This window comes from Halopseudomonas nanhaiensis, from assembly GCF_020025155.1.
Taxonomy (GTDB): Bacteria; Pseudomonadota; Gammaproteobacteria; order Pseudomonadales; family Pseudomonadaceae; genus Halopseudomonas; species Halopseudomonas nanhaiensis.
In genome coordinates this window covers 176567-189235 of sequence record NZ_CP073751.1, presented here as the reverse complement: position 1 = coordinate 189235, position 12669 = coordinate 176567, and the positions used below count along the sequence as shown (strand labels likewise).

The following is a 12669-nucleotide window of genomic DNA, read 5'->3' as shown; positions in this document are numbered from 1 at the left end:
GGTGTTTGAGGCGTTAAGCGGACATTAGAAGGTGCCATATATGATCAGAGATGTGATGTTTCCCGATGATGCTCAAGAACTGAACTCACTAATTCGCGAGTATGTCGAGTGGTTGAATATAGATCTGTCATACCAAGATTTCGAGGGGGAAATGGCGAGAATAGAGTCTGTATTCACTCTTCCCCGCGGTCTATACACATTCGTGATCGTAAACTCAAAAGTGGCAGGCGGTGTTGGATTCAGGCACATTGACCCTGAAACGGCAGAGGTAAAGCGCCTCTATGTTCGCCCACAGTATCAGGGGCTTGCCTTGGGCCGTGCCCTAATGAACAGCATGCTTGATAAGCTGGCCAGCCTCGGCTACAGAAGAGTCGTCCTAGATGCTGTGCCTCCGACTGTGCATGCACAGTCGCTCTACGTGAGCATGGGTTTCCATGAAATTGATCCTTATTTCGACAATCCCACGCCTGACACGAAGTTCTACGGCATTGAACTCAATGCATCGCATAGAAAGCCAAAAGCTTAACAATCGGCAGCACGGCGAGCGCTTTTACGCAGCTGCGCTGCTCCAAAGCGCCGCGTGTGCCGGGCGTTATGTGGTGATGCAATGAATCGTCGCTACGATGTATTTGATTTCGTTGTGATGGTCGGCTTCGTGCTGATCGTCGTGGCACTTGGACTGTTTTTTGTATTGCAGGCAGCCGATACCTTTGAGGTTTTGGTTACCTTGGGGCTGTGGGTGATTTTCTCTTTTTTCATAACAGCACTCGTGCATGGCGTCGCTCGGGGGATCCCAAGGACCGAAGTGAAGGTGCCCAAAGGGTTTGCTTTGCTCGCTTTCAGTATCAGTGGAGCATTGTTTCTTTCTGCCTGGGTCATTAGTGGCACATAACCAGGCGCTCAAATGCGTTACGGTCACGAAAGGCGTGGCCTCCACCGGACAGCCACTGCTTCGCAGTGTCTGCCGTTTAGCTTAGCGTTAGCCTTCCTGGAGACATACCCATGCCGTTCGAACACTTCCCTCCCGCCCTTGGAAAGGGCGAGTATCACTGCCCATACTGCAATGTTTACGCAAAGCAGTTCTATGCGCATCTAGCAACTCTGACAAATTTCAATTGGCGGAGTGTGGTTGACTCGCACTCCAAATTCGATGCGCTCATGCCGCAGGATTGGATTGTCACCAAATGCCAGCACTGCAGCGAGGTTGCTTTCTGGCATGGCGGGAACATGATCTACCCCAAGAAAAGCATCGCCACTCCACCGAACGTAGATCTCTCAGAGTCCATTCAGGCGGACTACCGCGAGGCAGCAAGCGTTCTTGCAGATTCTCCGAGGGCGGCCGCCGCGCTTTTGAGATTCGCTTTGCAAAAACTGTGTGTGCAGCTTGGAGAGCAAGGGAAGAACATTAACGACGATATCAAAAATCTGGTTAAGAAGGGCCTAAATCCACTCGTACAGAAATCTCTCGACGCCCTCAGGATCACCGGCAACAACGCTGTCCACCCAGGCGAGCTTGATCTCTCTGAAGAACCTGATCGAGTTCTCAAGCTCTTCGAATTGATCAACTTCATTGCGAACAAGATGATTACCGAGCCCAAGGAGATCGAATCCTTCTACGAAGGATTGCCTTCTGGTGCGATTCAAGCTGTAGAATGCTCGAGCTCATCGCGGCGAATCGGCAAAAGCGTGATAAGGCGGGGGTAGAAGGCTAAAAATTCATTCAAACCGCCGCCGCTTCGCGGCGCGGCGCGGCGCGGCGCGGCGCGGCTTTAGAAACTGGGGTCAGATGAGAGTTTCTGTACCAAAAAGGCGAGAGATTTATTCGTATTAGCCAAACGGAACGACCATGGACAATTTTCCCCAAGCGTCCCGCCCTCCTAGGCATTGTCCCATGCAAGCGCTGGAATCAATCTGACTCCAGCGCTTTGAGATGGCCTCACAGCACCCGCTAAACGTTAGCTCTGTGGTTTGATCAGAAACTTCTCTCCGGTCGCCTGCTTGCCATAAACCGAGATCGCATCCAGCTGTAACGCACCGGACAGGGATACTTCGTGGGTGTAGTGGCTGGCGAACGTGGTTTTGATTTCGGCCGCTACGCGTTTGCGCATGGCTGCGACGGTGTTCTGACCCAGCTTGCCTAGCGCATTGAACAACAGAAAGCCGTTCACGCCCCAGGCAAAACCGAAGGTGCGGTTCAGCGTGACGGGGCCGCGATCAAGGCCGCCATAGATGTACACCTGCTTGTAGATGTCCGAGCCGTACACGCTGTATTCAGTCATGTCGCGGGAGACGGCGGCTTCCATGCAGGTGAGGATGTCACTGGCCAGGCGACCACCACCGATAGGGTCGAAGGCGATGGTCGCGCCGGTATCGATCAGTGCCTGGGTCAGGTCAGCCATAAAGCTGTCGCTGCTGGAGTTGACCACGTACTTGGCACCCTGGCCGCGCAGCAAGGCTTCCTGTTCCGGCTTGCGGACGATATTGACCAGGTCGATGCCGTCGGCGATGCAGATGCGGTTGAGCATTTGCCCGAGGTTGGAGGCGGCGGCAGCGTGAACGATAGCCTTGTGACCTTCGGCGCGCATGGTCTCTACCATGGCCAGTGCAGTCAGCGGATTAACAAAGCTTGATGCGCCTTCGACTGCGGTAGTACCCGGCTCCAGTTCCAGACAGCTTTGGACATTGGCGCATACGTATTTGCGGTAGCTACCCCCACCAATGAACGCAACGGTTTTGCCCATCAGGCTCTGCGCAGCGGCTGACGAGCCCGCCGCGACAACAGTGCCGGCGCCTTCGTTGCCCACGGGTATGGACTTGCCCACCCGCTTCTTGACTGCACCCATGAATTTGGGCGGTACATCGGCATTGATGACCGGGCGATCGGCGCTGCCGGATTGCCTGGCAGTGGTCATATCGCCCACGCTGAACATCACGCCCAGATCAGAGGGGTTGATAGGGGCGGCTTCGATGCGGATGACCACCTGATTCTCGCCCGGCTGGGGGATCTCGATATCGCGCAGGGCAAGTTCCAGTTTGTTGTCTTCACTGATCGTTGAAATGAGTTCGATGTTGGTATCTGACACGTGTTTCTCCTTCAAATGTAGGTGGTCTGGTGCTTCGCTGACCGGTGTTGGTGCATAAAACTGCGTGGCATCCCCTTGACGCCTGCTTGATCCGCGTCGCTGGGACTGCCTGATCCCCGTGATCAATGGGGCTAGAGTAGCCCACTTAATGGATCTGCTCCTTCTCGAACGGCAGGCGACCTACCGCCAAGCAGCCCGGGCCAGCATGCAAGGCAAGGCGAGGGATCCATATGCGCGGTCAACTACCGATTCGCCCTCAGATCGCGGCGTGCGATAGTCTTACCTGCCTGATCATCTAATGGAGCCCGTCCTATGCCCGACCCCACGCCATCGCGCGACCCCCTCCATGGCGTTACGCTGGAGCGCATGATCAACGAGCTGGTTGAGCACTACGGTTGGGAAGGGCTTGGGCAGCGGATCAATATCCGCTGCTTTACCCATGACCCCAGCGTGAAATCGAGCCTGCGTTTTTTGCGGAAGACACCCTGGGCTCGCGAGAAGGTCGAGGCGCTGTATATTTCGATGGTGCGTTGAGATCGGCTCAGGCCGCTTAGCCTGGCGGATACTGGAGGGAGACGGTGATGACTCTGCAGGCACGTTTCACACTGCTGGCTGACTACAACCAGTGGATGAATGCGAAGGTCTACGAAGCTGCCGCTCAGCTTGACGAGGCGGAGCTGACCAGGGATCGCGGAGCGTTCTTCGGCTCCATTCTCGGCACGCTGAATCATATTCTCGTGGCCGACACGATCTGGCTTCAGCGATTCGCGAAACACCCGCGTTGCCACACCCTGTTGCAGCAGGTCTCGGAGTTGCCCAGCCCTGCTGGTCTCGATCAGATGCTGTTCGATGATCTGGCTGAACTGGCTCGGCAACGGAGCTGGATGGATCGTCAGATTATCGATTGGGTGCAGGCGCTGACCGATGATGATCTGGAGCTCGTGCTCAGCTATCACAACACCAAGGGCGTTGCTGCCGGCAAACGCTTCTCCAGCCTGATGCTTCACCTGTTCAATCACCAGACGCATCACCGTGGGCAGGTAACGACCCTGTTGTCGCAGGCGGGGGTCGATGTCGGCGTTACCGATCTTCTTGCTTTGATTCCGGATGAGGGCGACTTATAGATCGCTTCGTAGAACGTGCATCGCCAAAGCCGTCCATCTGCGAGTTTGGTGGGGTGGTCGGGCTTTGCTTTCGCGCCCGGGTGCGCTCCTACAAAAAACCCGGGTCGCGGATTGCTTGGGTACGAGGGCATTCTTGGGGTGATTCGGCGGATTCGGATGATGGGGGGTTCGGGGGTAGGGAGTGAGTTGTAAGGGTTTGGTGGGGTGGTCGGGCTTCGCTTTCGCGCCCGGGTGCGCTCCTACAAAAACCCCCGGGTTCCGGATTGGTCGTAGGAGCGCACCTGGGCGCGAAGGGGGTGTAGCGGGTGGGCTCAGCCCGCCTTCTGCGCGACGATATCTTCCATCTTCAGGCCGGTCAGGCCGTGGATGGTTTTCCACAGGTACAGCATGATCAGCACCATCATGACCATGGTGGGTAGCGCGATCATCGGGTAGCTGACCAGGGTCATGCGGCCAAGTTCTTCGTTGAAGGCGCTGGTCCCGGCCGGGCTGGTGACGATCCATTTGGCGACCAGGTAATTCATCACGGACGAAAAGAAGAAGGTCCCGGCGAGGAAGTAGGTGGCGCGCGACAGACGCCCTTCGAACACTGACACCTGACCGCGCTCTTCCAGCCGCTCCTGCACTCGGGCGACGTTCAGTACAGTGTCGTTGTACAGCAGGGTGCGGATCAGCGGATAGCGCGTGCGTGTGGAGATCAACACGGCAATGCCGATCAGCCCCGGTACGGCAGCTTCCTTGATGGCCAGCCACTGCGGGTCCAGCTCGAACAGGCCGATGCCGCCGGTAAGCATGACGCTGACCACCCCGAGCACCGCGATGAAATTGAATTTGCGATAGCGCAGCAGCTCGAACAGCCCCCAGCCGATCGGGAACGCCAGTGCCACGATGAGCGCCAGCGGCGCGCCGAGGTCCTCGTCGCCGCTGAACTTCATCAGGATCACCGAGGGCAGCAGGATGCTGACCAGCAGGTCGACCATGGGGCGGGGTTTGTGTTGCGGCGTGCGGGGTGTGGAGTCAGTCATCGAAGCTCAGTCGGTCTCGTTCGTATCGGCCACCATCATACACGGCCCGGCTGCGGTGTTCGCAGCCGTCGGCCTGCCGGCAACCGCCGGCCGTCAGGCGCCGATGATGGTATAGGCCAGGTAACCGGTATAACCGGCATACACGCAAAGCAGCAGCGCGCCTTCCAGGCGGTTTATGCGCCCCTGGCGGCCGCGCAGGCCGATACCCATGATAAACAGCGCCAGGGTCAGGCCGGCCATGACCATCCAGTCCCGATACAGAACGACTGGGTCGACCGAAAGCGGCATGATGCCGGCAGCGATGCCGACTACTGCCAGGGTGTTGAACAGACCGGAGCCAATCACGTTACCCAGCGCCAGATCATGCTCGTTCTTGCGGATCGCCGCGATGGATGAGGCCAGCTCGGGTAACGAGGTGCCGATGGCGACGATGGTCAGACCGATGATCAGATCACTCACGCCCAGGCTCTGGGCGATGCTGACCGCACCCCATACCAGCACCCGCGAGCTGAGCACCAGCAACAGCAGGCCGACGAACAGCCAGATCAGCGCAGACTTAAGCGGCATGGCGTTGGCCTTGAGCTCGGCGTCGTAATCGCTTTCCAGTGCGTCGCCGCGCCCGCGCATGCCCTGGAAGATGGACCAGCCCATCAGCAGGAAGAACACGCCGAGCAACACCCAGGCATCCATGCGGCTGAGCTGGCCATTGAGCAGTTGGTAACCGGCCAGGAGCGTCACGCCCATGAGGATGGGCAGCTCCTTGCGCAGTACCTGGGAGTGCACGGAGATCGGGCTGATCACTGCGACCAGACCGAGAATCAGTGCAATGTTGGTGATGTTCGAGCCGTAGGCGTTGCCCAGCGCCAGACCGGGATTGCCCTGCGAGGCGGCCAGCGCCGAGACGACCATCTCCGGTGCCGAGGTACCGAAGCCGATGATCAGCATGCCCACCAGCAGGGTCGGCATCCCGAAGTGCGTAGCGGTGGCCGAAGCGCCGTCGACGAACTTGTCGGCACTCCACACCAGCAGCGCCAGTCCGGCGATTACAGCGGCAAAAGCCATCAGCATGAACAATTCTCCGTGGTCAGCAGGGCGCCATTATCGGCAAAACATGCCCTTCCGACCAGCGGAGCGAACCGCCTGTTCCGCAAATGCCTGTTCAGGCGCAGGCCTGGCCACGCAGCCGTTCTTCCTCGTAGAGCTCCTTCTTCGACAGCTTGCCGACCGGCGTGCGCGGCAGCGCATCACGCACCTCCATCGACTGCAGGCGCTCGTGCTTGCCCAGGCGAGTCGCCAGGAAAGCCTGCAGCGTCTCGAAATCGAGCGGCTCAGCGCCCGCCTTGAGCTTGATGAACGCCTTCGGTGCCTGACCGCGGTAGGGGTCATCGACGCCGATCACCGACACTTCCTCGACGCTCGGCATCTCGTAGATGGCTTCCTCGATCACCCGCGGATACACGTTGTAGCCGCTGCACAGGATCATGTCCTTGGTCCGATCGACGATGTAAACGTAGCCGTCCTCGTCCATGTAGCCCACATCGCCGGTGCGCAGGTAGCCGTCGGCGGTCATGGTTTCGGCCGTGGCGTCGTCGCGCTTCCAGTAACCGACGGTGATGTTCGGGCCGGCGATGCATACCTCACCACGCTCACCCACCGCTACGCTGCCCGCCGAGCCGTCCAGCGGCGCAATACGGATGCGCGCTCCCGGGACCGGAATACCGCAGGAGCCAGGGCGTGGCTCGGCGTCCTTGGGCGAGAACGTACCGGTAGTGGTGGTTTCGGTCATGCCCCAGCCTTCCTTCAGCGCGCAGCCGGCCGTGCGGCTGTAGCGCTGCTGGACCTCTACCGGCAGCGGAGCCCCACCGGAGTTGCACATCTTCAGCGACGTGAGATCGTAGCTGGCGGTATCCGGATGGCTCAGCAGACCGATAAACATGGTCGGCACGCCCGGGAACGTGGTGATGCGGCTCTGGCTGATCTCCTTGAGCGCTGCTTCGACATCGAACCGCGGGTGCAGGTGAATTTCGGCCGCCCTGCTCAGACCGAACACCATGTTCACCATCAGCGCGTAGATGTGGAAGGGAGGCAGCACGGCCAGGACGCGCTCGTTGCCCATCTCGAGCGTACCGCGCAGGATCTCCTCGAGCTGCGCGCAGGATGTGGTGATGTTGCCGTGGGTGAGCATGGCGCCCTTCGGCGCACCCGTGGTACCGCCGGTGTATTGCAGCACGGCCAATTCCGTCGCCGCGTCGGCGATCGGATACGCATGATAGTTGCCGTCGTTGTTCAGCAGATCGGTAAACAGCTGGCAGCCGTTACCCACTTCCACATCTGCGCGTGGCCCCAGCAGCTCGGCCTGGACCGGTGTCAGGCCTTCGCAGAAGTCTTCCAGCGAGCCGACGACGAGATGCTGCAAGCGCGTGCGCGCCCGCAAGCTGGCCATCTTGGGATAGAACGCCGCCAGATCGAGCGTCACCATCACGTCCGTCTCGCTGTCTTCGATCTTGTGCTCGAGCGTGCGCTCGGCATCCAGCGGCGAATAGTTGACCACCGTCCCGCCAGCGCGAAGCACGCCGAAGAAGGCGATGTAGTAGTGCGGGCAATTGGGCAGATACAGACCTACATGCACGCCCGGCTTGACGCCAAGTGCCTGGAAACCTGCAGCGGCATGACCCACCAGCTCCTGCAGACGGGCGTAGCTGATCCTGCTGCCGAAGAAGTTGATCGCCGGACGCTCAGGGTAACGCTCAGCGGAGCGCTCGAGCAGGCTGTAGACCGGCACAGCTTCCAGCTCCACGTCCCATCTCACGTCTGCAGGGTAGGATTTCAACCAGCGCATATCAGCGTCCACGGTACGCCTCCGTATGTATTGTTGTTGTCTCGGTCTTAGAAGGTAGCCCGCAAGTGTCTCTGCCGATATACAAATCGACGACAGATATGAAGCACTATAGCTACAAACCCGCCTGACACCGCTGCGCCTATTGAATGGCCGTCAGCCGGCAGGTATACAGGACGACTGTCAAACCCCCGCAGGGAGTGCCCATGCGCAAACGTCTGGTTCCGGTGCTGATCATCGCCATCGGTATTGCCATTTTCGTATTGCTCCGTATCACCAGGGACGCTCCCGAGCCCGTGGCGCCGCAGGAACGCAGCTGGCGGGTGGATACGATGGCCATCGAGCCGGGCACCCTGCAGCCGAGCTTGACGCTTTACGGACAGCTGGAATCACCGCGCCGCTTCACCGTGGTCGCACCGCTGGCCGGCCGGATCGACCAGTTGCCGGTGCGTGATGGTCAGGTGGTCGAAGAAGGCACCTTGCTGGTCGCACTGGATGAGGCCGACATCGAACCGCGCCTGCAGCAGGCGCGTGCAGAGCTGCACGACGCGCAGGCGCAGCTGACCAGCGAGCGTTCGGCACATGCCAATGACCGTCAGGCGCTCGAGCTGGAAAAGCGCATCCTCGCCAACGCCCGTCGCAGCGTCGAGCGTACCGAGCAGCTGATCGAGCGGCAGGTGGTCTCCCGCGCCGAGCTGGAGGCCGCAAACGATGCGCTGGAGCGTGCCGCCTTGACCGTTGCCACGCGCTCGCGTGCGATCGAATCGTTTCCCTCTCGCGAAGCGGCACTGAAAGCGCGCGTCGACCGTGCCCGGGCCAGCCTGGAGAGCACCGAACGTGACGCCCAGCGGAGCCGTTTTCGCGCGCCGTTCGATGGCGTGGTCGGCGAGGTTCAGGTAGCCGTCGGCGACCAGGTATCGGCCAATGCGGCGCTGCTGCAGTTCTATCCGGTGGAAGGCATGGAGCTGCGTGCGACGCTGCCGCAGATGTACAGTCAGGACTTCATTCAGGCGCTGGCTGAAGGCGAGCAACTGGTGGCGCGGACGCTGGATGTCTCGCCGGCCGTAACCATGACCCTGCAGCGCATTGCCGGTCTCGCCGAAGCGCGGGGCGTCGAGGCGATATTCCGGCTCGACGACGCGGCGCCGAACCTGCGCCTGGGCACGCTGCTGGCTGTCAGCGTACCGCGCCCGGTGCGCGAGAGCAGCGTCGCCGTGCCCTACAGCGCACTCTACGGCAATGACACCCTGTACCAGCTGGTCGATGGTCGGATGAAACGGCTGCAGGTCGAGCGCGTCGGCGAAACGCTTCGCGAAGACGGCTCGCGCTGGGTGCTGGTGCGCTCCGAGCAACTGCAGCCCGGCATGCGCATCGTCGTCACCCATCTGCCCAACGCGGTCGACGGCCTGCGCGTCGACCCCACCGAGCAGGCGCCAGCCGGAGCAGCAGCGCAATGAACCAGACCGGCGGGCCGATCGGCTTTTTCGTCAACCACAAGGTCGCGGCGAATCTGCTGATGCTGGTCATGCTCATGGGCGGCGTGCTCGGCCTGCTGCGCATGAACATCCAGTTCTTCCCCACCTTCGCGCTGGATTTCGTCACCGTACGCGTGGTCTGGAGCGGTGCGGCGGCCGAGGACATCGAACAGGCGATCACCCAGCCGCTGGAACAGCGTCTGCGCAGTCTGGAAAACCTCAAGTCGATGACATCGACCTCCGCACAGGGCATCTCGAGCATCACCCTGGAGTTCACCGAGGGCACCGATCCGATCATCGCGCTGGACGACGCACGCCAGCGCGTCGAAGAATTTCGCAACCTGCCCTCGGATGCCGAGCGCCCCGAAGTGGTACGCGTCGCACGCTTCGATCCCGTGGCCAGCGTGCTGGTATACGGCCCGTACACAGATGCCGAGTTGCGTTCGCTGGCCAACCGCTTCGAGCGCGATCTGTTGACCCGCGGCATCGATCGCATCACGCTCGCCGGCCTGCCCCAGCAGCAGGTCAGCGTGGAGATTTCCACCACCCAGCTTGAACGGCTGGGCCTGTCGCTGGATCAGGTGGCCGACCGCATTGCTGCCGAGTCGCGGGATCTGCCAGCCGGTCTGGCCGGTGAGGACGACTCGGCACGCGAACTGCGCGCCATCGAGCAACGTCGCTCGGCAGACGAGTTTGCCAGCATCCCGCTGGTCGAAGGTGCCAGCGCGCACCTGCGCCTGGGCGATGTCGCGCAGATCATTCAGGAACCGATGCGCAACCAGGTTCAGCTGCGCCACGACGGACATCCGGCGGTCGAACTGCTGCTGCAGCGCGCCGAGGACGGCAACTCGCTGACCTCGGCGAAGATTCTCAACGACTGGCTCGACGAGGTGAGACCCACGCTGCCGCCCGGTGTGTCGATCCATGTCTACGATGAAGCCTGGCAACTGATCAACGACCGCATCGCGCTGCTGGTCAACAACGGCGTCAGCGGTCTGGTACTGGTTCTGCTGCTGCTCTACCTGTTCCTGCCCGGCCGGGTGGCGCTGTGGGTCGCGGTGGGCATTCCCACGGCGTTCCTCGCAGCGCTCGCGGTGTTCTGGCTGATCGGCGGTTCGATCAACATGATTTCCCTGTTCGCGCTGATCATGGCGCTGGGGGTGATCGTCGACGATGCCATCGTGGTCGGTGAGGACGCCGACGCCCACTTCCGCAACGGCGAGCAACCCGGCTACGCGTCGGAAGGTGCAGCCAAGCGGATGCTCTGGCCGGTAGTCGCTTCCTCATTGACGACCATTGCCGCCTTCATGCCGCTACTGATGGTCGGCGGCGTGTTCGGCAACATCCTCGGCGACATTCCCACGGTGATGATCTGCGTGCTGATCGCCTCGCTGCTGGAATGCTTCGTGGTGCTGCCGCATCACTTGCGCGGGGCATTCAAGCCCGGCACCGGCAGCCGCCAGCGCTGGTATTCCGGTGCTGCCCGTCGCGTGGATGCGGTTCGCCAGCGCTTCGATCAGAGTTTCGACCGGTTCCGCGATGGCCGTTTCCGACGCTTCTCTGCGCTGACCTTGCGCCATCGCGGCGCCACGCTGGCCTGTGCCCTGGTCAGCGTCCTGCTTGCCATCGGCCTGGTCAGCAGCGGGCGGATCGGCTTCAGCTTCTTCCCGACGCCCGAGCCCCAGGTGCTCTATGCCAATGCCAGCTTCGTGGCGGGTACGCCGCGTGCCGAGGTGGTGCGCTTTCTCGATCACCTGGAAGACACGCTGCTCGAGACCGACGCGGCCTTGGGTGGCGGCGTGTTGCAGACCTTCGTCATCCGTCAGGGCGAAGTCAGCGGCTCCGGCGGCGGCGCCCGCCAGGGTGATCAACTCGGCTCGATCATGATCGAACTGGTCTCGCCGGATCACCGCGAGGTACGAAACCGTACCTTTATCACCGAGTGGCGCGAGCGGATCGTCATGCCCGCCGGCATCGACCGGCTGAGCATCAGCGAGCGCGTTGCCGGGCCACCCGGCAAGGACATCAACGTACGCCTGACCGGCAGCGAACCGCATCAGCTCAAGGCCGCTGCCGATGCGGTCGCGGTGATGCTTGCTTCCATCGACGGCGTCACCAGTACCGACGACGACATGCCCTGGGGGCGCGAGCAGTTGATCTACTCGCTGACACCCTATGGTCAGGCCCTCGGGCTGAGCACCCAGAGCCTCGGCCGGCAACTGCGCGCCGCCTATGACGGGCGCCTGGCGCAGATCTATCAGCAGCGCTCGGATGAAATCGAAGTGCGCGTGCAATTGCCCAGAGCCGAGCGGGCCAGCCTGGCCAGCCTTGGCGATCTGTCGATTCGGCTGGATGACGGGCGCAGCGTGCCGCTGTACCAGGTCGCCGAGTTCTCCACCCGCCAGGGCTTCGAAGCGCTACGCCACGCCGAGGGGCAGTTAGCGGTCGAGGTGACTGCCGACATCGATCAGGCGCAGACCACCGCCGGCGTGGTGCTGGAAGCGATGATGGCCGAGCTGCCGGCGCTGGCCGAACGGCACAACGTGCGTTACAGCTTCGAAGGTCGCTCCGCAGATCAACGCGATACGCTGGCGGACATGCGCACCGGCCTGCTGGTCGGCCTGGCACTCATGTATGCGGTGTTGGTATGGGTGTTCACATCCTGGGCGACGCCGCTGATCGTCATGGCGGTGATTCCCCTGGCCCTGGTTGGCGCGCTGCTCGGGCACTGGTTCATGGGGCTGAATCTGACCATCCTGTCATTGTTCGGGCTGTTCGGCCTCTCCGGCATCGTGGTCAACAACTCGATCATTCTGGTCAGCTTCTACCAGGATCAGCGCGAACGGGGGCTGGAGGTCAATCAGGCGTTGAGCGAGGCGGTGGTGCAGCGGTTGCGGGCGGTACTGCTGACATCCCTGACGACAGTCGGCGGGCTGCTGCCGCTGTTGTTCGAAACGTCGCTGCAGGCGCAGTTCCTGATTCCGATGGCCACGTCCATCGCCTTCGGGCTGGGCTTTTCGACCCTGCTGGTACTGTTCGTGATTCCTGCGCTGCTGTCCTGGCTGGAGACGGCGAGAATACGTCGGGCAGAACGGGCCGCAACCAGCACAGGCTGAATGCGGCCTC

11 protein-coding genes are annotated in these 12669 nt (G+C 61.4%); 7 read left to right on the top strand and 4 right to left on the bottom strand.

Annotated elements, in window-relative coordinates; genetic code table 11:
* Positions 1–40 precede the first annotated feature (40 nt).
* The 3 genes from KEM63_RS00850 (at position 41) to KEM63_RS00840 (ending at position 1704) form a co-directional block, all read left to right on the top strand.
* The gene (locus KEM63_RS00850; RefSeq protein ID WP_223654061.1) at positions 41–526 is read left to right on the top strand and encodes a GNAT family N-acetyltransferase; all 486 of its coding nucleotides are present in this window, start codon (positions 41–43) and stop codon (positions 524–526) included.
* A gap of 81 nt (positions 527–607) precedes the next feature.
* On the top strand, positions 608–892 hold the full coding sequence (locus KEM63_RS00845; protein ID WP_223654060.1) for a hypothetical protein: 285 nt from the start codon (positions 608–610) through the stop codon (positions 890–892).
* Between the two features lie 110 nt (positions 893–1002).
* Positions 1003–1704, top strand: a complete 702-nt coding sequence (locus KEM63_RS00840; RefSeq protein ID WP_223654059.1) for a DUF4145 domain-containing protein — start codon at positions 1003–1005, stop codon at positions 1702–1704.
* 251 nt (positions 1705–1955) lie between these two features.
* On the opposite strand, the gene KEM63_RS00835 is transcribed toward KEM63_RS00840, so the two are convergent.
* Entirely contained in the window at positions 1956–3083 is a 1128-nt protein-coding gene (locus KEM63_RS00835) for a zinc-binding dehydrogenase (protein WP_223654058.1), read from the bottom strand.
* A gap of 312 nt (positions 3084–3395) precedes the next feature.
* Here KEM63_RS00835 and KEM63_RS00830 point away from each other — a divergent pair, with 312 nt between their 5' ends.
* On the top strand, positions 3396–3617 hold the full coding sequence (locus KEM63_RS00830; RefSeq protein WP_223654057.1) for a VF530 family protein: 222 nt from the start codon (positions 3396–3398) through the stop codon (positions 3615–3617).
* 47 nt (positions 3618–3664) lie between these two features.
* Positions 3665–4207, top strand: a complete 543-nt coding sequence (locus KEM63_RS00825) for a DinB family protein (protein ID WP_223654056.1) — start codon at positions 3665–3667, stop codon at positions 4205–4207.
* A gap of 311 nt (positions 4208–4518) precedes the next feature.
* Here KEM63_RS00825 and KEM63_RS00820 read toward each other — a convergent pair whose 3' ends face one another.
* From KEM63_RS00820 to KEM63_RS00810, 3 genes are all read right to left on the bottom strand, one after another.
* Complete coding sequence (locus tag KEM63_RS00820) at positions 4519–5232, bottom strand: VC0807 family protein (RefSeq protein WP_223654055.1); 714 nt, start codon at positions 5230–5232, stop codon at positions 4519–4521.
* Between the two features lie 93 nt (positions 5233–5325).
* Positions 5326–6300, bottom strand: a complete 975-nt coding sequence (locus KEM63_RS00815; RefSeq protein ID WP_223654054.1) for a calcium/sodium antiporter — start codon at positions 6298–6300, stop codon at positions 5326–5328.
* Positions 6301–6391: 91 nt separating this feature from the next.
* Positions 6392–8083, bottom strand: coding sequence for an AMP-binding protein (locus tag KEM63_RS00810; protein ID WP_223654053.1), 1692 nt, complete (start codon positions 8081–8083; stop codon positions 6392–6394).
* Between the two features lie 191 nt (positions 8084–8274).
* Here KEM63_RS00810 and KEM63_RS00805 point away from each other — a divergent pair, with 191 nt between their 5' ends.
* Both KEM63_RS00805 and KEM63_RS00800 read left to right on the top strand, forming a co-directional pair.
* Positions 8275–9525, top strand: coding sequence for an efflux RND transporter periplasmic adaptor subunit (locus tag KEM63_RS00805; protein WP_223654052.1), 1251 nt, complete (start codon positions 8275–8277; stop codon positions 9523–9525).
* Complete coding sequence (locus KEM63_RS00800) at positions 9522–12659, top strand: efflux RND transporter permease subunit (RefSeq protein WP_223654051.1); 3138 nt, start codon at positions 9522–9524, stop codon at positions 12657–12659. The genes KEM63_RS00805 and KEM63_RS00800 overlap by 4 nt, the downstream gene beginning before the upstream one ends.
* Positions 12660–12669 lie beyond the last annotated feature (10 nt).

What these genes read in the sequence shown, in the direction of transcription:
- KEM63_RS00850 (WP_223654061.1), top strand. Translation starts at nt 41, where the DNA reads ATGATCAGAGATGTGATGTTTCCCGATGATGCTCAAGAACTGAACTCA.
- KEM63_RS00845 (WP_223654060.1), top strand. Translation starts at nt 608, where the DNA reads ATGAATCGTCGCTACGATGTATTTGATTTCGTTGTGATGGTCGGCTTC.
- KEM63_RS00840 (WP_223654059.1), top strand. Translation starts at nt 1,003, where the DNA reads ATGCCGTTCGAACACTTCCCTCCCGCCCTTGGAAAGGGCGAGTATCAC.
- KEM63_RS00830 (WP_223654057.1), top strand. Translation starts at nt 3,396, where the DNA reads ATGCCCGACCCCACGCCATCGCGCGACCCCCTCCATGGCGTTACGCTG.
- KEM63_RS00825 (WP_223654056.1), top strand. Translation starts at nt 3,665, where the DNA reads ATGACTCTGCAGGCACGTTTCACACTGCTGGCTGACTACAACCAGTGG.
- KEM63_RS00820 (WP_223654055.1), bottom strand. Translation starts at nt 5,232, where the DNA reads ATGACTGACTCCACACCCCGCACGCCGCAACACAAACCCCGCCCCATG.
- KEM63_RS00815 (WP_223654054.1), bottom strand. Translation starts at nt 6,300, where the DNA reads ATGCTGATGGCTTTTGCCGCTGTAATCGCCGGACTGGCGCTGCTGGTG.
- KEM63_RS00805 (WP_223654052.1), top strand. Translation starts at nt 8,275, where the DNA reads ATGCGCAAACGTCTGGTTCCGGTGCTGATCATCGCCATCGGTATTGCC.
- KEM63_RS00800 (WP_223654051.1), top strand. Translation starts at nt 9,522, where the DNA reads ATGAACCAGACCGGCGGGCCGATCGGCTTTTTCGTCAACCACAAGGTC.